The sequence below is a fragment of the Glycomyces tenuis DSM 44171 genome (genome assembly GCF_000427885.1).
Taxonomy (GTDB): domain Bacteria; phylum Actinomycetota; class Actinomycetes; order Mycobacteriales; family Micromonosporaceae; genus Glycomyces; species Glycomyces tenuis.
In genome coordinates this window covers 164,932-185,278 of the sequence record NZ_KE386601.1, presented here as the reverse complement: position 1 = coordinate 185,278, position 20,347 = coordinate 164,932, and the positions used below count along the sequence as shown (strand labels likewise).

General features: G+C 69.7%; 16 protein-coding genes and 2 pseudogenes. 2 read left to right on the top strand and 16 right to left on the bottom strand.

All coding sequences use genetic code 11. The features are described from left to right. The first annotated feature begins 815 nt into the window (after nucleotides 1–815). Nucleotides 816–1,457, top strand: a complete 642-nt coding sequence (locus YWW_RS0126120) for a histidine phosphatase family protein (protein ID WP_026932380.1) — start codon at nucleotides 816–818, stop codon at nucleotides 1,455–1,457. A gap of 190 nt (nucleotides 1,458–1,647) precedes the next feature. Here the strand turns inward: YWW_RS0126120 and YWW_RS0126115 are convergent, their stop codons facing one another. The 16 genes and pseudogenes from YWW_RS0126115 to YWW_RS33240 all read right to left on the bottom strand — a co-directional run. Continuing rightward, nucleotides 1,648–2,244 (bottom strand): hypothetical protein, encoded by a 597-nt coding sequence (locus YWW_RS0126115; RefSeq protein ID WP_155830418.1) that lies wholly within the window; start codon nucleotides 2,242–2,244, stop codon nucleotides 1,648–1,650. 157 nt (nucleotides 2,245–2,401) lie between these two features. Next, on the bottom strand, nucleotides 2,402–3,940 hold the full coding sequence (nuoN, locus tag YWW_RS0126110) for an NADH-quinone oxidoreductase subunit NuoN (RefSeq protein ID WP_026932378.1): 1,539 nt from the start codon (nucleotides 3,938–3,940) through the stop codon (nucleotides 2,402–2,404). After that, a complete protein-coding gene (locus YWW_RS0126105; protein WP_026932377.1) occupies nucleotides 3,933–5,474 on the bottom strand; it encodes an NADH-quinone oxidoreductase subunit M in 1,542 nt (513 codons plus the stop codon). The genes nuoN and YWW_RS0126105 overlap by 8 nt, the downstream gene beginning before the upstream one ends. Next, on the bottom strand, nucleotides 5,474–7,366 hold the full coding sequence (gene nuoL, locus YWW_RS0126100) for an NADH-quinone oxidoreductase subunit L (RefSeq protein ID WP_026932376.1): 1,893 nt from the start codon (nucleotides 7,364–7,366) through the stop codon (nucleotides 5,474–5,476). Before nuoL ends, YWW_RS0126105 begins: the two co-directional genes overlap by 1 nt. A 13-nt stretch (nucleotides 7,367–7,379) precedes the next feature. Beyond that, nucleotides 7,380–7,679, bottom strand: a complete 300-nt coding sequence (gene nuoK / locus YWW_RS0126095) for an NADH-quinone oxidoreductase subunit NuoK (protein WP_026932375.1) — start codon at nucleotides 7,677–7,679, stop codon at nucleotides 7,380–7,382. Beyond that, nucleotides 7,676–8,455 (bottom strand): NADH-quinone oxidoreductase subunit J, encoded by a 780-nt coding sequence (locus YWW_RS0126090; protein ID WP_026932374.1) that lies wholly within the window; start codon nucleotides 8,453–8,455, stop codon nucleotides 7,676–7,678. The genes nuoK and YWW_RS0126090 overlap by 4 nt, the downstream gene beginning before the upstream one ends. After that, entirely contained in the window at nucleotides 8,452–9,018 is a 567-nt protein-coding gene (nuoI, locus tag YWW_RS33250) for an NADH-quinone oxidoreductase subunit NuoI (RefSeq protein ID WP_035697797.1), read from the bottom strand. Before nuoI ends, YWW_RS0126090 begins: the two co-directional genes overlap by 4 nt. Before the next feature lie 2 nt (nucleotides 9,019–9,020). After that, nucleotides 9,021–10,379, bottom strand: coding sequence for an NADH-quinone oxidoreductase subunit NuoH (gene nuoH / locus YWW_RS33245; protein ID WP_081687792.1), 1,359 nt, complete (start codon nucleotides 10,377–10,379; stop codon nucleotides 9,021–9,023). After that, nucleotides 10,376–12,853: an NADH-quinone oxidoreductase subunit G gene (locus tag YWW_RS0126075; RefSeq protein ID WP_035697798.1), complete on the bottom strand. Its 2,478-nt coding sequence runs from the start codon at nucleotides 12,851–12,853 to the stop codon at nucleotides 10,376–10,378. Before YWW_RS0126075 ends, nuoH begins: the two co-directional genes overlap by 4 nt. A gap of 1 nt (nucleotide 12,854) precedes the next feature. Further along, nucleotides 12,855–14,189, bottom strand: a complete 1,335-nt coding sequence (gene nuoF, locus YWW_RS0126070) for an NADH-quinone oxidoreductase subunit NuoF (RefSeq protein ID WP_245595506.1) — start codon at nucleotides 14,187–14,189, stop codon at nucleotides 12,855–12,857. A gap of 17 nt (nucleotides 14,190–14,206) precedes the next feature. Further along, a pseudogene (gene nuoE / locus YWW_RS0126065) lies at nucleotides 14,207–14,884 on the bottom strand (NADH-quinone oxidoreductase subunit NuoE); the annotation flags it as partial. Further along, a complete protein-coding gene (locus YWW_RS0126060) occupies nucleotides 14,881–16,206 on the bottom strand; it encodes an NADH-quinone oxidoreductase subunit D (RefSeq protein WP_026932370.1) in 1,326 nt (441 codons plus the stop codon). The pseudogene nuoE and the gene YWW_RS0126060, both read right to left, overlap by 4 nt. 23 nt (nucleotides 16,207–16,229) lie before the next feature. Continuing rightward, nucleotides 16,230–16,958 carry an NADH-quinone oxidoreductase subunit C gene (locus YWW_RS0126055; protein WP_081687790.1) on the bottom strand — a complete coding sequence of 243 codons (729 nt, stop codon included), beginning with the start codon at nucleotides 16,956–16,958 and terminating at the stop codon, nucleotides 16,230–16,232. Then, nucleotides 16,889–17,524, bottom strand: a complete 636-nt coding sequence (locus YWW_RS0126050; protein WP_026932368.1) for an NADH-quinone oxidoreductase subunit NuoB — start codon at nucleotides 17,522–17,524, stop codon at nucleotides 16,889–16,891. The genes YWW_RS0126055 and YWW_RS0126050 overlap by 70 nt, the downstream gene beginning before the upstream one ends. Before the next feature lie 3 nt (nucleotides 17,525–17,527). Next, complete coding sequence (locus YWW_RS0126045) at nucleotides 17,528–17,887, bottom strand: NADH-quinone oxidoreductase subunit A (protein ID WP_026932367.1); 360 nt, start codon at nucleotides 17,885–17,887, stop codon at nucleotides 17,528–17,530. A gap of 91 nt (nucleotides 17,888–17,978) precedes the next feature. Continuing rightward, nucleotides 17,979–19,241: pseudogene (locus YWW_RS33240) on the bottom strand (geranylgeranyl reductase family protein); the annotation flags it as partial. A gap of 412 nt (nucleotides 19,242–19,653) precedes the next feature. Between YWW_RS33240 and wrbA the strand changes: the two are divergent. After that, a complete protein-coding gene (gene wrbA, locus YWW_RS0126035) occupies nucleotides 19,654–20,283 on the top strand; it encodes an NAD(P)H:quinone oxidoreductase (protein WP_035697835.1) in 630 nt (209 codons plus the stop codon). Nucleotides 20,284–20,347 lie beyond the last annotated feature (64 nt).

The following is a 20,347-nucleotide window of genomic DNA, read 5'->3' as shown; positions in this document are numbered from 1 at the left end:
GAACCGGCCCCCAGCACCAACACCGAGACCACCACCCCTCCCGAAGGCGAGACCACCACCGGCCCCGACACCCAGACCAGGACCAGGACCAGGACCGGGATACGACCCGCACCCGAACCGGCCTCACTCCCCGCCTTACCCCGCCCGCCACGGAACGCCCGTGGCGGGGAAGGAAACACCCATAGGTCGCTCAACTCGAACCCCAGCAGGGTCCGAGCCCTCCCCCATGCCCAGACACACCGACACACCCCCACCAGACACNCCCAAGCCAACAACCAGCCCTCCAGGCAAAGCACACCGCACCAGGCCCACCACCAACCCCCGCACCGACCACCCCAGGCCTCCACCCAGCTCGCTGTCGCTGATCCGCCTGAAGCCCGACCGAGACGACACAGAACACCACCACCGGCCCCAGCCACCACCCCAGCTCGCTGTCGCCGCCTCGATTGAAGCCCGACCACTACAGACCAGAGGCCCGACCACCCACCCCACCCTGACCACTCCCTCGTTATCGCCGCCTCGCCTCGACCCCGCTCCATACGAGCCGGAGGACACCTGCCCAGCCACACCGCCGCCTCGCCTGAAGCCCGTCCAGAACTCACCCGAGGCTGGCAGCCCAGCCGTGTCGGCCGTAGAGACGGCGGTCCATTCGAGAGAGGCGGCGCCTTGTCCCACTGGTCCGCTTACCGCCGAGGCAAAGACGGCTTCGATCTTCCGCGTACTACTGCGGCCCAACGGGTGAGGAGGCAATCCGGGGCATGGTCATGGTCGCGGCTAGAGTCGGTCAGGTCCTACTACACGGAAGGCCCGCTCCGGTGCGCACCGTTTATGTCGTCACCCATCCCGAAGCGACACACCACCTCGAAGGCGTCGTCGGCGGATGGCACGATTCCCGACTCACCCCGACCGGCATCCGCGCGGCCCGCGCCATCGGCCGCGCACTGCGGGCCGAGATCCCGACGGGCACCGAGGTGGAGCTGTTCTCCTCGGACCTCCAGCGCACCGCGCAGACCGCCGAGGCGATCGCCGAGCGCTTGCGTGTGAAACCGATCCTCGACCGCAGGCTGCGCGAGAAGTCCTTCGGCGAAGCCGAGGGGCGGCCGCAGGAGTGGCTCGACCAGAGATTCGTCCCGCCTCCGGCCGTCGGCGACCGCATGGGGCACCACGAGGGCGTGCCCGGCGCCGAGTCCAACACGGCGCTCGCGCGACGCGTCGATGCGGCCATGGACGAGATCCTGCGGCGCCCCTGCGAGCACCAGATCATCGTCACCCACGGCTTCGCCTTGACGTTCGTCGTGGCGTCCTGGATCAAGATGCCGATCGAGTCGCTCGGCTACGTGATATTCCAGGCGCCCTCCGGCAGCATCACCACACTGCACGAGGACGACTGCTACCACAGCCGCCGGCTTGTCCGCCTCGGTGACGACCGGCATCTCGAGCACATCGAGGACGACTGACCACTCGGCGCGGTCCCGCGCTCCTCTGAGGAGGCCGTACCGGGCAGGCGCGCGATGGTGGGATGCCGTGCCGTTCCGCCAGGGGGCGTGGCGGGTGGCTCTGTCGCCCTGAGAGGCCGCCGGTTCGGCCGACAGGAGCGCCGGGGCGTGGCGCAGACGCCCCTCGATTCGGTTCCGCCGCGACGGATCACTAGAACAGGCCCGTCTGCCTCCAGCTCCGGATCGAGGCTCGGCCGGTCATCTGGAGGACCAGCATCAGCGACAGCGCGGTGGCGGCCAGGCCCGCGAACCACACCGCGGCCAGGCCGATGCGGGCCCCCGCGCCGACGTCGGCGCCGCCGAAGACGTACCCGAGGGTCGACGACAGCGCCAGTGCGCTCGCCCCCGCGAAGGTCAGCAGCAGCGGCAGCAGCGACCCGAGCAGATGCGGCTTGTACGGCCCGCGACGCAGCCATGACTCCCAATGCAGGCCACCGGGTATGCGATCGCTCAAGCGGGTGTCGATGTACTCGGCCACCCGCACGGTCCCGAAGTGCTGAGCCACCAACCTGCCGCACAGCAGGTACGAGCTGAACGGCACGATGAGCATCACCGCGGTCATGTCCTCCTGCGAGATGGCGAAGCCGAAGATCGTCGCGGTGACCGTCAACTGGAGGGTCAGCAACTGCTGCTGGGCCTTGACTCGCTCCAGGATCTCCTGGCGCAGCGCGGTGAACTCGGCCAAAGGCCCCTCGTGCCCGTCGGGCTCGTCCGCCCCCGGTGGTGTGTCTGCTGTCGACTCCGCCATTCATCGACGGTAATCGAGGACTGCAAGCGGGGCGGGGTCCGGCGTCGGCCGGGGTCCGGGCCTTGCCGGGACGAAGGCCGCGGCGGTCCGCAGGCTCCGGCGTCCCGGGAACGCAGAAGGGCCCCGAGCCGAAGCCCGGGGCCCGCTCGTCGACGGCTCAGGTGCCCAGGAAGGTGCTGGCCTCGCTGACGATGTCGAGCAGGAAGCCCGGCGCCACGCCCAGCAGGACCGTGGCGACCACGCCGGCGGCGACCACCGTTCCGGCCATCGGGCTCGGCAGGTTCACCGTCGGGGCGTCCGGCGCGGGCTCGTTGAGCCACAGCAGCACCACGACGCGCAGGTACGGGAACGCCAGGATCGCCGAGGAGACGACGCCGACCACGACCAGGCCCACCTCGCCCGCTTCGAGGCCGGCGCTGAACAGGCTGAACTTGGCCGTGAAACCGCTGGTGAACGGGATGCCGGCCAGGGCCAGCATCAGGATCGTGAAGATCACGGCGGTCCCCGGCGAGTTCTTGCCCAGACCGGCCCAGCGGGACAGGTGCGTGGCCTCCTCGTCGCCGTCCCTGACCAGGCTGACGACCGCGAACGCCGCGATCACCGTGAAGCCGTACGCGGCCAGGTAGAACATGGTCTGGCCGACGGCCTCCCCGAGGGCGATCACGCCGATGAGGAGGTACCCGGCGTTGGCGATGGAGCTGTAGGCCAGGAGCCGCTTGATGTTCCGCTGCGTGACCGCGAAGATCGCCCCGCCGAGCATCGTCGCGACCGCGATGACCACCAGGATCGTGTGCCAGTCCCACGCCGAGGACTCGAGGCCGACGTTGAAGACCCGCAGCAGGCCGCCGAAGGCCGCGACCTTGACGCAGCCGGCCATGAGGGCCGTGACCGGCGTCGGAGCGCCGGTGTAGACGTCGGGTGTCCACATGTGGAACGGCACCGCCGCGGCCTTGAACAGCAGCGCCACGGCGATCATGCCGACGCCGATGTAGAGGAGGACGCGCGGCTCGTTCGACTCGATCCCGGCCGCGTTGATGCCGGCCAGGTCGATGGTGCCCGCGAAGCCGTACAGCATCGCCATCCCGTAGACGTAGAACGCCGAGGCGAACGCGCCCAGCAGGAAGTACTTGAGGGCGGCCTCCTGGGAGATGAGGCGGCGGCGCTTCGCGAGGCCGCACAGGAGGTACAGCGGCAGGCTCAGCATCTCCAGGGCGACGAACATGGTGAGCAGGTCGCCCGAGACGACGAACATCATCATGCCGCCGACCGCGAACAGCGTCAGCGGGAAGACCTCGGTGGCGCCCCGCTCGCGGCGCTGGGCGATGTCCGCGGCCGAGTCGGCCACGACGGCCGCCTCGGCGACGAAGTCGCCGCCTCTGGTGGTGCGCTGCTCGGCGAGCAGGAGCACCGCCACGAGCGAGAGGACCGCGATGGTGCCCTGGAGGAACAGCCCGGGCCCGTCGAGGGCGACCGAGCCGAGATCGGTGCCGTCCAGAGCGAACGCGGTGGCGTTCTTGCCCGCGTTGAGGACCACCGCGATGAACGCGGCCGCGAGCGCGAGGACCGCCAGCCCCACCTGGACGGCCAGGCGCTTCGCCTGGGGCACGGACGCCTCGACCACGAGGCCCGCGAAGGCCGCGCCGAAGACGATGATCATGGGCGCGAGTCCGGCCCAGTCGATGGACATCTCACTCATTGGTCTCTCCGGCGGCAGGTGCTTCGTTCGGTTCGTCCTGGACGAACTGCAAGGTGTTGTCCACGGCCGGCTCGACGGCGTCGATCAGCGGCTGCGGGTAGAACCCGAAGCCGAGGATCGCGATCACCAGGGGCGCCACGAGGGCCTTCTCGCGCACCGTCAGGTCGCGTTTCATCGCGGGCACGCCGTCGAGTTCGGGGTTCCTGTCGCCCTGCATCGTCCGCTGGTACATCCACAGCACGTAGGCGGCGGCCAGGATGATGCCGAGGGTCGCGATCACCGCGACCGGTTCGCTGGTCGTGAAGGTGCCCAGCAGGACCAGGAACTCGGAGATGAACGGGGCCGTGCCAGGCAGGGACAGGGATGCCAGGCCCGCGAACAGGAAGACCCCGGCCAGCAGCGGGAGCGTCTTCGCCGCCCCGCCGTAGTCGCCGATCGACGAGGAGCCGCGCCGCAGCGCCAGCATGCCGACCACGATGAAGAGCAGGCCGGTGGCCAGGCCGTGGTTGAACATGTAGAGGATCGCGCCCGTGGCCGCCTCAGAGGTGAAGGCGAAGATGCCGACGCCGATGAAGCCGAAGTGGGCGATCGAGGTGTAGGCGACGAGCCGTTTGAGGTCGGTCTGCCCGATCGCGACCAGGGCCGCGTAGATGACGCCGATGACGCTCATCCCGATGATCCACGGCGCGAACGTCTGCGTCGCGTCGGGGAACAGCGGGACGCAGTAGCGCAGGATCGCGAAGGTCCCGATCTTGTCCATGACGCCGACGAGCAGCGCGGCGACCGCGGCGGGCGCCGCGCCTCCGGCGTCCGGGAGCCAGGTGTGGAACGGGAAGAACGGCGCCTTGATCGCGAAGGCGACGAAGAAGCCGAGGAACAGCCAGTTCTGGAGCGTCCCGGCCTCCATGGGCTCGGCGTCCACGAGGGTCTGCCAGTCGAAGACGCCGCCGTTCGCCACCCACAGGCCGATGACGGCGACGAGCATGAGCAGGCCGCCGAGGAGCGAGTAGAGGAAGAACTTGACGGCGGCGTACTGGCGGCGGTTGCCGGTGCCGTAGGAGCCGATGAGGAAGTACATCGGCACGAGCATCGCTTCGAAGAAGAAGTAGAACAGCAGCACGTTGGAGGCCACGAAGGTCGCCAGCATGGCCGCTTCGAGCGCGAGGACGAGCGCGAAGAAGGTGGGCACCGAGCGCTGCACCGCGTCCAGGTCCCGCCAGGCGGCGAGCATCGCGATCGGGGTGAGCCCGGCGGTGAGGACGACCATGAGCAGCGCGATGCCGTCGACGCCCCACGAGAGGTTGAGGTCCCAGGCCTCGATCCAGGTGTAGGACTCGGTGAACTGGAGCCAGGGCGCGTCGTCGCCGTAGTCGAAGCCGACGGCGATGAGCAGGGCGATGACGGCGACGGCTCCGGAGAAGCCGAGCGCGGTCCACTTCGCCACCTCGGCCTGCTCGCGCCGGACCGAGGCGACGATGAGCGCGCCGATCAGCGGTACGACCACCAGGGCCGACAGCAGTGGAAGGTCGGTCATCACTGAATCACCACAACCATGAGCGCCGCCACGATGATGACGGCGCCCGACAGAATGGACAGGGCATAGGAGCGGACGAAGCCGGTCTGGAGGGCCAGCAGGCGCCGCGAGGAGCCGCCGACGGCCGCCGAGAGGCCGTTGACGACGCCGTCGACGCCGCGGGAGTCGACCGCGACCGAGGCGCCCGCCGCGAGTCGGCCGGGACGCTCGAACAGGCCGCGGTTGACCGCTTCGCCGCCGAGGTCGGCGCGGGCGAGGCGGATCGGCCAGGACGCGGCGCGCGGCGCCTCGTCGGTGCCGCGGCGGAACAGCAGCCACGCCAGGGCCGCGCCGAGGACGACGACGGCGGTGGTCGCGATGGTGACCTGCATGTGGCTCAGGTGCCCGTGCGGCTCGTGCTGCTCGCCGAAGACGGGGGTGAGCCATTCGGTCACCGGGCTGGCCATGAGCCCGCCGGCCGCGAGCGAGCCGAGGCCGAGCAGGACCAGCGGGCCGGTCATGATCGCCGGGGACTCGTGCGGGTGGACGTCCTCGGTCCAGCGCTTGGGGCCGTGGAAGGTCAGGATGAACAGGCGCGTCATGTAGAACGCGGTCAGGGCCGCGCCGAGGAGCGCCGCCCCGCCGGTGGCCCAGCCCTGCCAGCCTTCGCGGGCGAAGGCCGCGGCGATGATCGGGTCCTTCGAGAAGTAGCCGCTGAAGGGGAACAGGCCGATGATGGCGAGCCAGCCGGCGGCGAAGGTGGCGTAGGTGAGCGGCATGACCCGCCACAGCCCGCCGAAGCGGCGGATGTCGGTCTGGTCGTTCATGGCGTGCATGACCGAGCCGGAGCCGAGGAACAGCCCGGCCTTGAAGAAGCCGTGGGCGAGCAGGTGGATGATGCCGAGCGCGAACGCGGCGCCGCCGAGGCCGACGGCGAGGAACATGTACCCGATCTGCGAGACCGTCGACCAGGCGAGGACGCGTTTGATGTCGTCCTTCGCGCAGCCGACGATCGCGCCGAACAGGAGCGTGAGCGCCCCGATGACGACGACGGCGGTCTGCACGGTCTCGTTGAGGCTGAAGATGGCGTGCGAGCGGGCGATGAGGTAGACCCCGGCGGTGACCATGGTGGCGGCGTGGATGAGCGCCGAGACCGGCGTCGGGCCCTCCATGGCGTCGGGGAGCCAGGTCTGGAACGGCCACTGGCCGGACTTGCCGCACGCGGCGGCGAGCAGCAGCAGGCCGATCGCGAGGCTCGTGCCTTCCGAGAGGCCTTCGGCGCCGTTGAAGACGGCCGCGAAGTCGAGGCTGCCGACGGCGCCGACCATGACGAACATGGCCAGCAGGAAGCCGACGTCGGCGACCCGGTTGGTCAGGAACGCCTTCTTCCCGGCGGTGGCGGCGGCGGGCTTCGTCTGCCAGAACGCGATGAGCAGGTAGGAGGCCAGGCCCACGCCCTCCCAGCCGACGAAGGTCATGAAGTAGTTGCCGCCCAGGACGAGGACGAGCATCGCGGCGGCGAACAGGTTGAAGTAGGCGAAGAACTTCCGCCTGCCTTCGTCGTGCGCCATGTAGCCGACGGCGTAGAGGTGGATGAGGAAGCCGACGCCGGTGATCAGGAGGCAGAACACGGCCGACAGCGGGTCGAACAGCAGGCTCGCCTCGATCCGGAGCTCCCCCACCGAGATGATGGTGAACAGCTCGGTGACGGCGTTCTTGTTCTCCAGGCCGCCGAGGCTCGCGAACATGCCGAGCGCGAGCGCGAAGGCCGCGCCGATGGTGGCGACGCCGACCCAGTGGCCCCACTTGTCGGAGCGGCGCCCGGTCAAGAGCAGCAGCGCGGCGCCCGCGGCGGGCAGGGCGATGAGCAGCCACGTCCAGGAGAGCAGCCCGGTGGCGCTTTCGTAGGTCATCGGTGAATCCTCACTAGGCCTTCAGGAGGTTGGCGTCGTCGACCGAGGCCGAGCGGCGGGAGCGGAAGATCGCCATGATGATCGCCAGCCCGATGACGACTTCGGCGGCGGCGACGGCCATGACGAAGAACGCCATGACCTGCCCGTCGATGGTGCCGGTGGTGCGGGCGAACGTGACCAGGGTCAGGTTCCCGGCGTTGAGCATGAGCTCGACGCACATGAACACGACGATCGCGTTGCGCCGCACCAGGACGCCGACGGCGCCGATGCTGAACAGCGCGGCGGCGAGGATGAGGTAGTACTCGGGGCTCATCGCTCGTCCCTTCCTTCGGTCTTCTTCGGGGCCGCTTCGGCGGCGGTGAGCTGCCGGGGCGGCACGTACTCGGACAGGCTCTGCTGCTCGACGGTGCCGTCGGGGAGCAGCGCGGGCGTGGCCGTGGAGTCCGAGGTGGCGAACACGCCGGGGCCGGGCAGCGGGCCCGGGTAGTTGCCGGGCGCGAAGCGCTCGCGGCTGGCCTGCCGCTGGTTCCGGGCCTCGCCCTTGCGGGCGACGTGCGCGAACATGAGCGCGCCGACGGCGGCGACGGTGAGCACGCCGGACATGACCTCGAACGGGAAGATGTAGGTCGTGAACAGGTTCTCGGCGATGGCCGCGACGTTGGACTCGCCGCCGGCGCCTTCGACTGTCGGCGGGCCGGCGGCGATGGTCAGGCCGGTGACGGCGTGGGCGAGCCCGGAGGCGAGCAGCGCGGCCAGGCCGATGCCGAGGCAGATCGCGAAGAACCGCTGCCCGCGCAGCGTCTCGAACATGGAGTCCTTGGAATCTCGTCCGAAGAGCATGAGCACGAACAGGAACAGCATCATGATCGCGCCGGTGTAGACCATGATCTGGACGAAGCCGAGGAACGGCGCGGACTGCATGATGTAGAAGACGGCCAGGCACATCATGGTGAGCGCGAGCATGAGCGCGGCGTGGATCGCCGAGCGGGCCAGGACGAGGCCGATGGCCCCGCCGAGGGCCAGCGGCGCGAGGATCCAGAACGCGACGGTCTCGCCGGTGCCGACGGACTGGGCCAGGTCGACGATCACTGTTCGGCTCCTTCCTTGCGGGCGAGCATCTCCGTGAGGGAGAACTCGGCTCCGGCGCTGGCGCCCGGGTTGGCGGGGCCGGAGGCGTAGTAGTCCTTCTCGGACTCGCCGAGGCGCATCGCGTGCGGCGGCTGCTCCATGCCCTCGGTGAGGGGGGCGAGGAGCTCCTCTTTGGTGAAGATGAGGTCGCGCCGGTCGTCGCGGGCCAGCTCGTACTCGTTGCTCATGGTGAGCGAGCGGGTCGGGCAGGCTTCGATGCACAGGCCGCAGAAGATGCAGCGGGCGTAGTTGATCTGGTAGGTCTTGGCGTACCGCTCACCGGGCGAGTAGCGCTCGGTCTCGGTGTTCTCGGCGCCTTCGACGTAGATGGCGTCGGCCGGGCAGGCCCAGGCGCACAGCTCGCAGCCGATGCACTTCTCGAGGCCGTCTGGGTGGCGGTTGAGGACGTGCCGGCCGTGGTAGCGCGGCTGGACCTTCGGCGGCTCCTCGGGGTATTTGACCGTCACCTTCGGCTTGAACATGTGCGAGAAGGTGACGCCGAAGCCTTTTGCGAAACCGGACATCGTTACTCCTCCTTCCCTCTCGGCGAAGCTTGGTTGCCACTGAAGGGCTCGCGTTCGCGGCCTCCGGTGCCGTCGTCGGCGGCCCCGACCGCCGCGGTGCCGTTCCCGCCGTGGTCGATCTCAGTGAGCCCGCGCGGGCTGGGCGGGACGACGAGGTCGAGCGGCGGGACGGGGAAGCCGCCGAGTCCGGTGTCGGGCTCGGTCGGGGGTTCGTAGGGCTTCCGGCTGGGCCAGAAGAAGATCAGCGCCACGATGGCGATGAGGGCGCCGCCGATGAAGGCGATGCGGACCGAGGTCTCCTCGGCGACGACGCCGAGGTTGATCGCGGCCAGGACCATGATCCACACGAGGCTGAGGGGCACCAGGACCTTCCAGCCCAGGCGCATGAACTGGTCGTAGCGCAGGCGCGGGAGCGTGCCGCGCAGCCACACGTACAGGAACAGGAACGCCAGGACCTTCCCGAAGAACCACACCAGCGGCATCCAGCCCTCGTTGGCCCCGGGCCACCACGAGTTCGGGAACGGCGCGGCCCAGCCGCCGAGGAACAGCGTCACGCACAGGGCGGACATGGTGACCATGTTGACGTACTCGGCCAGGAAGAACGAGGCGTACTTGAGGCTGGAGTACTCGGTGCCGAAACCGGCGACGAGCTCGGATTCGGCTTCGGGCAGGTCGAACGGGGCCCGGTTGGTCTCGCCGATCATGGCGATGACGAAGATGACGAAGCTGGGCGCCAGGATGAGGAAGTACCAGCCGGGCAGGGTCAGCTCGAAGCCGCCGAACTGGAGGGGGACGCCTTCGGCCTGGGCTTCGACGATCGCGCCGGTGGACATCAGCTGCGACTGGAAGAACACGGCGAGGACGGCCAGGCCGAGGGCGATCTCGTAGGAGATGACCTGCGCGGCCGCGCGGAGCGCGCCGAGCAGCGAGTAGGCCGAGCCCGAGGACCATCCGGCGAGGACGATCCCGTAGACGCCGAGCGCGGAGCAGGCGAGGATGACCAGGACGCTCACTTCGAAGTCGGCGAGCTGGAGCGCGGTCTCCTGCCCGAACACCGAGACCTCCGGCCCCATGGGGATCACGGCGAAGGCGGTGAACGCGCAGGTGACGGCGATCAGCGGCGCGGCGATGAAGAGGACCTTGTCGGCGGTGCGCGGCATGAGGTCTTCTTTGAAGGCGAGCTTGAGTCCGTCGGCGAGGGACTGGAGGAGCCCGAAGGGGCCGTTGCGGTTCGGGCCGGGCCGCACCTGCATGACGGCGACGACGCGGCGCTCGTACCAGATGGTGAACAGCACCAGCAGGACGAGCACCACGAACACGGCGACGCCCTTGATCAGCATCAGCCACACTGGATCGTTCATCGCTTGGCAGCCTCCTTCTCCTCGTGCGCGCCGGCGGCGGGGGCCGGCACCGCGTTCGGGTAGGCCCGGATGGTGACGACGTCGCCGGCTCCGGCCCCGAGGTGGCGGTGGATGCCGCGACCGGGGGCGTTCGTCGGCAGCCACACCACGCCTTCGGGCATGTCCGTCGTCCTGAGGGGCAAGGTGATCCCGCCGATCGCGGTCGCGACGGTGACGCCGCCGCCTTCGACGGCGCCGATGGCCTTGGCGGTGGCGTCGCTCAGGCGCACCACCGGGTCGGGGGCGCAGCCGGCCAGGTGCGGGTTGTTCTCCTGGAGCGAGCCGCCGTCGAGCAGTTGGCGCCACGTCGCCAAGATGGCCTTGCCTTCACCGGTCTTGGAGGACGAGGAGTCCTGGGCGGGGCGGGCGGCGGGCTTGTCGGGCTGCCAGTCCGGGGCGGGCTGGCGGGTGATCGGGTCGGGCAGTCCGGCGAGTTCGGCGCGGACGCCCCTGGTGTCTCCGAGGCCCAGCTCGTGGCCCATGGCCTGGGCGAGGACGTCGAGGACGGCGTGGTCGCTCATGAGCTCGGATTCGAGGACGGCCTCGAAGGTGCGCAGGCGCCCTTCCCAGTCGAAGTAGGCGCCCTCCTTGTGGGTGGCGGGCGCGACGGGGAGGACGACGTCGGCGACCCGGGTGACCGCGGAGTGGCGGATCTCGAGCGAGACGACGAAGCGGGCCGCGTACAGGGCCGCCTCGACGGCGGGCCCGTCGGCGAAGTCGTACGGGTCGACGCCGCCGACCAGGAGGCCGTCGATCTCGCCGTCGGCGGCGGCCTGGAGGATCTCCCAGGCGCCTCGGCCGTCGCGGCCGGGGAGGGCGTCGACGCCCCAGTAGGCGGCGAGCTGCTCGCGGTCGGCCGCGTAGTCGGCCAGGCCCCCGCCGGGCAGGAGCCGGGGAAGGCACCCGGTCTCGACGGCGCCGCGGTCGCCGGCGCGCCTGGGGATCCAGGCGATGCGGGCGCCGGTGGCGGCGGCGAGCTTGACGGCGGCGGAGAACGCGCCTTCGACGGTGGCGAGGCGCTCGCCGAGGAGGATCACCGATCCGGCCTCGCCGAGGGCGTCGCGGACGACGCCCTTGTGGCGCCAGCTGTCGAGCAGTTCGGCCTCTTCGCCGGGGAGCCCTTCGAGGAGGTTCGCGTCGAGCTTGCGGGTGCCGCGGGTCGCGAAGGGGGCGAGCACGTGGACGCGCTGGCCCTTGGCGCGGACGGCCTTCCTCATGCGCAGGAACGCGATCGGGCATTCCTCTTCGACTTCGAGGCCCGCCACGAGCACCGTCGGGGCGTTCTCGAGGTCTTCGTAGGTGACCGCGCCGGAGGAGGGGTAGACGCCCGCGACGGCGTGCGCGAGGAACTCGGACTCCTCGGCCGAGTGCGGCCGGGAGCGGAAGTCGACGTCGTTGGTGCCGAGCGCGAGGCGCGCGAACTTGGCGTAGGCGTAGGCGTCCTCGACGGTCAGGCGTCCGCCGGGGAGGACCCCGACGCCGCCGGCTTCCTTCAGGCCCTTCGCGGCGCGGCGGAGCGCCTCGGGCCAGGACGCCTCGCGCAGGCTCCCGTCGGCCTCGCGCACCAGCGGCTGCGTGATGCGGTCGGCCGAGTCGACGTAGGACATGGCCCAGCGGCCCTTGTCGCAGTTCCACTCCTCGTTGACGGCCGGGTCGTTGCCCGCGAGGCGCCGCAGGACCTTGCCGCGGCGGTGGTCCGAGCGCTGCGAGCACCCGGCCGAGCAGTGCTCGCACACGCTGGGGCTGGAGACGAGGTCGAAGGGGCGGGAGCGGAAGCGGTACTGGGTGCCGGTGAGCGCCCCGACCGGGCAGATCTGGACGGTGTTGCCCGAGAAGTAGGACTCGAACGGCTCGTCCTCGTAGATGCCGACCTGCTCGAGCGCGCTGCGTTCCATCAGCTCGATGAACGGGTCGCCGGCGATCTGCTCGGAGAAGCGGGTGCAGCGGGCGCACAGGACGCACCGCTCGCGGTCGAGCATGACCTGGGAGGAGATCGGCAGCGCCTTCTTGTAGGTGCGCTTGTCGGCGGCCTCCATGCGGGTCTCGGTGCGGCCGGTGCTCATCGCCTGGTTCTGGAGCGGGCACTCCCCGCCCTTGTCGCAGATCGGGCAGTCGAGGGGGTGGTTGATCAGGAGGAACTCCATGATCCCCTCTTGGGCGTCCTTCGCGACCTCGCTGGAGTGCTGGGTCTTGACGACCATGCCCTCCATGGCGGTGGTGGTGCACGAGGCGGCCGGTTTGGGCATGCCGCGCCCGTTGCCCATGTCGGGGACCTCGACGAGGCATTGGCGGCAGGCGCCGGCGGGCTCGAGCAGCGGGTGGTCGCAGAAGCGGGGGATCTCGATGCCGAGCTGCTCTGCGGCGCGGATGATCAAGGTGCCCTTGGGGACGGTGATCTCGACGCCGTCGATGGTGAACGTGACCTGGTCAGTCATGTCAGTGCGCTCCAATCGCCGCGACGGCGAAGCGGGGTGGCTTGGTGCCCTCGATGTAGTCGAGGTAGTCCTGCTCGAAGAACTTGAGCGAGGACGTGACGCAGGAGGTGGCGCCGTCGCCGAGGCCGCAGAAGGACCGGCCGAGGAGGTTCCCGCACGCGTCGCGGAGCGTCTTGAGGTCGGCGAGTTCGCCTTCGCCGGAGAGGATCCGCTCGTAGACGCGGACCATCCAGTAGTTGCCCTCGCGGCACGGCGTGCACTTGCCGCACGACTCGTGGGCGTAGAACTTCAGCCAGCGCCAGCAGGCCAGGACGGGGCAGTCCTGGTCGGAGAAGATCATCAGCGCGGTCGTGCCGAGGATGGACCCGGCCTTGGCGACGTTGTCGAAGTCGAGCGGGACGTCGGCGTGCTCGGCGGTGAGCATCGGCGTCGAGGAGCCGCCGGGGGTGAAGAAGCGGAGCTCGTGCCCGTCCTCCATGCCGCCGGCGAGCTCGATGAGCTCTTTGAGGGTGGTGCCCATGGAGCACTCGTACTGGCCGGGGTGTTTGACGCGCCCGGACAGGGAGTAGATCATGGTGCCCGCCGAGTTCTCCGAGCCGATGGACTTCCACCATTCGGCGCCGCCGAGCACGATGTGCGGGACGGCGGCGATGGTGCCGACGTTGTTGATGCACGTGGGCTTCTGGTAGAGGCCGTGCGTGGCCGGGAACGGCGGGCGGAGCCTCGGCTGGCCCCGCATCCCTTCGAGGGAGTCGAGGAGGGCGGTCTCCTCGCCGCAGATGTAGGCGCCGGCGCCGGAGTGGATGACGACGTCGAGGTCGAAGCCGGAGCCGAGGATGTCCTCGCCGAGGTAGCCGGCGGCCTTCGCCTCGGCGACGGCGTGGCGCAGGCGGCGGGCGGCGTGGACGGCCTCGCCGCGGACGTACACGAAGGCGCGGCTGGCCTTGATCGCGTAGGAGGCGATGGCGATGCCCTCGATGACCGAGTGCGGGTCGTTCATCATCAGCGGCAGGTCCTTGCAGGTGCCCGGCTCGCCTTCGTCGGCGTTGACGACGAGGTAGTGCTCGTTGCCGTCGTCGGGCACGAACTGCCATTTCATGCCGACGGGGAAGCCGGCGCCGCCCCTGCCGCGGTGCCCGGAGTCCTTCATGAACGCGATCAGGTCCGCCGGGGCGTAGCCCAGGGCCTTGCGCAGGGCCTTGTAGCCGTCGAGCTGCTCGTAGACGTCGAGCTTCCAGGCGCCCGGCGAGAGCCAGCGCTTGGTGACGACGGGCTTGAGCTTGTCGAGGACGTCTTCGCGGGGTCGTCTTGGGCCAGGCACGGTTACTCGACTCACTTCGCTTCCTCTTTGTCCTTGGCGACGAGCGGCGCATCGGGGTCGAAGGCGGGCGCGGTGACGCCCGCTTCGGCCGCGAGCCGCGCGCCGGCGAGGGTGGCGTCGCCTCCGGCGTTGCCTTCGAGGCCGGCCTCGCGGCCGTCCTCGAATCCGGCGAGCTGCACCGACATCTCGCGGAGTGTGCACAGGGGCGCGCCTCGGCTGGGAATGGGGCGTTTGCCTTCGCGCAGCTGCCTGACGAGGTCGAGGGCCTCGGCGTCGTCCATGTTGTCGAAGAACTCGTAGTTGACGGTCACGACGGGCGCGTAGTCGCACGCGGCGAGGCATTCGGCGTGCTCGAGGGTGACCGTGCCGTCCGGTGTGGTCTCGTCGTGGCCGACGCCGAGCTCTTCGGAGAGCGTCTCGAAGAGGCGCTGCCCGCCCTTGGCGTGGCAGAGGGTGTTGGTGCAGACGCTGACGAGCCAGTCGCCGGCCGGTTCGCGCTTGTACATGGTGTAGAACGTCGAGACGGCCTGCACCTGGGCCTTGGTGAGGCCGAGGGCCTCGGCGCAGAAGGCGATGCCCTCGTCGGTGACGCAGCCGTCGTGGGACTGCACGAGGTGCAGCAGCGGCAGCAGGGCCGAGCGGGAGCGCCCTTCGGGGTAGCGGGCGATGACCTCGCGGGCCTGCTCGTGGATCTTCTCCGGGTAGCTCATCGGTCGCAGCCTCCCATGACCGGGTCCAGGGAGGCGCCGCCCGCGATGACGTCGGCCAGCAGGCCGCCTTCGGAGACGGCGGGGATCGCCTGGAGGTTGACGAAGGACGGTTCCCTCATGTGGACGCGGAAGGGCCTGGTGCCGCCGTCGGAGACGGCGTGGATGCCCAGTTCCCCTCGCGGGGCCTCGATGGCCGTGTACACCTGCCCGGCCGGGACGCGGAAGCCCTCGGTGACGAGCTTGAAGTGGTGGATGAGGGCCTCCATCGACTGGCTCATGATGTGCCTGATGTGGTTCAGGCTGTTGCCCATGCCGTCGGCGCCGAGGGCGAGCTGGGCGGGCCAGGCGATCTTCTTGTCCTCGACCATGACCGGGCCGGGCCGCAGTTTCGCGAGGCCCTGCTCGATGATCTTGAGGCTCTCGCGGATCTCGTCGAGGCGGACGAGGTAGCGGGCCCAGGCGTCGGCGCCGGTCTGGGTGGGGACGTCGAAGTCGTAGTCCTCGTAGCCGCAGTAGGGCATGGTCTTGCGCAGGTCCCATGGCAGGCCGGCGCTTCTGAGCACCGGCCCGGTGACGCCGAGGGCGAGGCAGCCGGAGACGTCGAGGTAGGCGACGCCCTGGGTGCGCTCCTGCCAGATGGCGTTGCCGCTGAGGAGGCCTTCGTAGTCGTCGAGGCCTTTCGGCATGTAGTCGACGAAGTCGCGGATCATGCGGATCGCGTCGTCGGGGAGGTCCTGGGCGACGCCGCCGGGGCGGACGTAGGCCATGTTCATGCGCAGGCCGCTGACGGCCTCGAAGATGTCGAGGACCTTCTCGCGGTCCCTGAAGCCGTAGATCATCATCGACAGGGCGCCGAGCTCCATGCCGGTGGTGGCGAGGGCGACCAGGTGCGAGGAGATCCGGTTGAGCTCCATCATGATCACGCGGATGACGTCGGCGCGCTCGGGCACGGTGACGCCGAGGAGCTTCTCGACGGCGAGGCAGTAGCCGACCTCGTTGAAGATCGGCGCGAGGTAGTCGGCGCGGGTGACGAAGGTGCAGCCCTGGGTCCACGTGCGGTATTCGAGGTTCTTCTCGATGCCGGTGTGGAGGTAGCCGATGACGGGCCTGATGGAGCGGACGGTCTCGCCCTCCATCTCGCAGACCAAGCGGAGCACGCCGTGCGTGGACGGGTGCTGCGGGCCGAGGTTGACGATGAGGCGCTCGTCGTTGACCGGGTCGACGGCGGCGACGAGCTCGTCCCAGTCGCCGCCGGTGACCGTGTAGACCTTGCCTTCGGTGGTCTCGCGTTCGGCGGCGTAGGCGTCTTCTTGGGCGAAGATGTCGTGGGCGTTATCAGTGGCGGTCACCGGTAGGCCCTCCTCTCATCTGGCGGAGGCACGTGGGCGCCCTTGTACTCGACGGAGATGCCGCCCAGCGGGTAGTCCTTGCGCTGAGGGTGGCCCTCCCAGTCGTCGGGCATGAGGATGCGGGTCAGGTGGGGGTGGCCGTCGAAGACGACGCCGAACATGTCGTAGACCTCGCGCTCCTGCCAGTCGGCCGTCGGGTAGACCTCGGTGACGCTGGCGACGACGGGGGTGTCGGCGCTCACGGCGGTCTCGAGGCGGACGACGCGGCGGTAGGTCATGGAGGTGAGGTGGTAGACGACGTGGAGCCGGTTGGCCTGCGAAGGGTAGTCCACTCCGGACACCGAGTTGCACAGCTCGAAGCGGAGGCTCTCGTCGTCGCGCATGGTCCGGCAGACCTCGGCGGTGCGGTCGGGGGCGATGTAGATCGTCAGCTCGCCGCGGTCGACGACGACCGCGCGGGTGACCTCGTCGCCGTGGGTCTCGCGGAGGGCCGCGAGGACCTCGTCGAAGTAGCCGCCGAGCGGCTCGGGCGTGGAGACCAGTTCGCCGGCGGTCGGGTTGGGGCGCACCAGGCCTCCGAAGCCGGAGGTGTCGCCGGAGCCGGAGACGCCGAACAGGCCTTGGGCCTCCTGGCCGACCGGCTGCATTTCACCGCTCATCGCTTCGCCACCGCCTTGCGGATCCGCAGCTGCTCTTGGGTGCCTTCCTTGACCGCCTCGGCCCATTCCTTCTTGCGCTGCTTGTCGAAGCGGTAGGAGGAGGGCATGGTGCCGGGCTTGACGGCCGGCTCGGGCAGGTCCTTGAGGGCCTCGCGGCGCTTGTCGCCGAGCGGCTCGTGCTGGACCTTCTCGTGGAGCTTGAGGATCGCGTCGAGGAGCATCTCGGGGCGGGGCGGGCACCCGGGCAGGTACATGTCGACGGGCACGACGTGGTCGACGCCCTGGACGATCGCGTAGTTGTTGAACATGCCGCCGGAGGTGGCGCACACGCCCATGGACAGCACCCACTTCGGTTCGGCCATCTGGTCGTAGATCTGCCGCAGGACCGGCGCCATCTTCTGGGAGACGCGGCCGGCGACGATCATGAGGTCGGCCTGGCGGGGGCTGGCGCGGAAGACCTCCATGCCGAAGCGGCCGGTGTCGTAGCGGGCCGCGCCGGTGGCCATCATCTCGATGGCGCAGCAGGCGAGGCCGAAGGTGGCCGGCCACATGGAGGCGCGCCTGGTCCAGTTCACCAGGGCCTCGACGGAGGTGAGGATGATGCCTTGCGGCAGTTTCTCTTCGATACCCATTGCTTAATCCCAGTCCAGTCCGCCGCGGCGCCACTCGTAGGCGTAGGCGACGAACAGCGCTCCGATGAACATGAAGACGGCCCAGAAACCGAAGACACCGAGCACGTCGTGGTGGACCGCCCACGGCACCAGGAAGATGATCTCGATGTCGAAGACGATGAACAGCATCGCGGTGAGGTAGAACTTCACCGGGAACTTCGTGGTGCCGGTGGTGTCGGGGGCGGGCTCGATGCCGCATTCGTAGGGGTCGTACTTGGCGCGGTTGGCCCGGCGCGGCCCGGCGATGCGGGAGGCGATCACGGACACGACTCCGAATCCGAGTCCGATCGCGAACATGATGACGACCGGTACATAGACTTCCATCGCCTCAGGCCCTCCTTTCGGCGAAGCTTGCGAGCCGATCGTCGGCTCTGTGGGCGGAGCTCGCGGACCGGACTCTGGTCCGGCCCAGCGGGGGCGTGGCGATCCTCATGCCGTTGACGATCCGGTCGGCGAGGTCGCCGCCGGGCGAGTCGGTGAGGTTCGCCAGCAGTTTCAGCACGAGCCGCATGAGGGCGGGGCGGTGGAGGCCGCGCTCGGTGCAGATCTTCATGACCTGGGGGTGTCCGATGAGGTGGACGAACACCTCGCCCATGCGGTAGTAGGAGCCGAAGCGTCGGCTCAGCAGCTCGGGGTAGCGCTTGAGCTGGGCTTCGCGCCTGGGCGCGTTCGGCTGCCGCAGCGCGGCGGCGACGACCTCGGCGGCGATCTCGGCCGATTCGATGGCGTAGGCGATGCCTTCGCCGTTGAACGGGTTGACCATGCCGCCGGAGTCGCCGACGAGCATCAGGCCGCGGCTGTAGTGGGGGACGCGGTTGAAGCCCATGGGGAGCGCGGCGCCGCGGACGGGGCCGTCGGCGGACTCCTCGCGCAGGCCCCAGTCTTCGGGCGTGGCGTCGAGCCAGTCGCGCAGGAGCGCACGGTAGTTGGTCTTGCCGTAGTCGGCCGAGGAGTTGAGGACGCCGAGGCCGACGTTGACGCGGCCGTCGCCGAGGCCGAAGATCCAGCCGTAGCCGGGCTGGAGGACGTCGGGCTCGTCGGCGGTGCGCAGCGCGAGCCAGGACTCGAGGTACGGGTCGTCGTGCTTGACCGCGGACTTGTAGTACTGACGGACGGCGACGCCCATGGGGCGCTTGGGGTTGCGCTTGATGCCGAGGGCGAGGGCGAGGCGGCCGGAGACGCCGTCGGCGGCGACGACGAGCGGCGCGCGGTAGGTGACGGCGCGGCCGTCCTCGCGCGCGGTCACGCCCGCGACGCGGCCGGCGAGGTCGAAGGCGGGGGCGGTGACGTGGACGCCGGTGCGGAGCGAGGCGCCGGCGGCGACGGCCCGGTCGGCGAGCAGCTGGTCGAAGTCGTAGCGGGTGCGGGTCAGGCCGTAGTCGGGGAAGCTCTGGAGGACGGGCCAGTCCAGTTCGATGGCGGCGTCGTCGGCGACGACGCGCAGGCCGCGATTGCGCTTCCAGCCTGCCGACTCGGAGGTGTCGACGCCCATCTTGAGCAGCTGGGCCACGGCGCGGGGCGTCAGGCCGTCGCCGCAGACCTTCTCGCGGGGGAAGTCGGACTTCTCGAGCAGGAGCACGTCCAGCCCGCGGTGGGCGAGGTGGTAGGCCGCGGCTGAACCACCTGGTCCCGCACCGACGACGATGACGTCGGCATCGGGCGTTGCGTGAGTGGTCACAAGCGTCCTCTCAGGCGTTTGAGGCGGTGATCATTCTTACGAGCCACCAGCTTGTGAAGCTCTTCACAAGCGTTTGTGAGCAGTCTAGAACTCCGTTATTTCCGCACTGTCACTTAGGTCGGCCTAACTTTGCGTTACAGGTGCTCACGCGGCGTACGGCTGTGCCATTACGCCATCGCGCCGGGCAGGGCGCGGAGCGTTTCCGTCGATCGGGCACAACAGTGATGAAAGAGACAGCATCGCCGCTTTGCGACTCGCGCAATCCCCGCATCGGAAGCGACGTAATGAGCGCCACAATGATTCAAATTTGAACTTTAGCGAGATGCCGGTTATCGTCGACGGTAGTTCAAATCTGAACCAATACTTTCCGTGCGCGGCCCCGCCGCCCGAACTCCGCCAACGAGGTATGCACATGTCAGTCAACGCTGTCGAGCCCGTCAAGGTCGCGGTCATCTTCTACTCCGCCACCGGCAATGTCACCACGCTCGCCCGCCAGATCGCCGAGTCCGCCGAGAAGGCCGGCGCCGAGGTGCGCCTGCGCCGCGTCGCCGAGCTCGCCCCGCAGGCCGCGATCGACTCCAACCCGGCATGGGCCGAGAACATCAAGGCCATCGCCGAGATCCCCGAGGCCACCCACGACGACGTGGAGTGGGCGGATGCGCTGCTCTTCGGCTCGCCGACCCGCTTCGGCAACGTCACCTCGCAGCTCAAGCAGTTCCTCGACACCCTCGGCCCGCTCTGGTTCCAGGGCAAGCTCGCCGACAAGGTCTACTCCGGCTTCGCCTCCGCCTCCGGCAAGCACGGCGGCAACGAGTCGACCCTGCTGGCGCTCTACAACTCCTTCCACCACTTCGGCGGCATCGTGGTCGCCCCCGGCTACGCGAACGAGGCCCTGTTCGCGAACGCCTCGCCGTACGGCGTCTCCCACTGGAACGGCTCCGACATCGACGAGACCACCCTCACCGCCGCGAGCGCGCAGGCCGAGCGCGTCGTCGCCACCGCCGCGGCCCTGAAGGCCGGCCGCGCCGCGGCCGTCGCGTAACGCGCAGAACCGCAAGAGCCCGGCCGGAGCCCGCATGGGGTTCCGGCCGGGCTCTGCGCGTGCG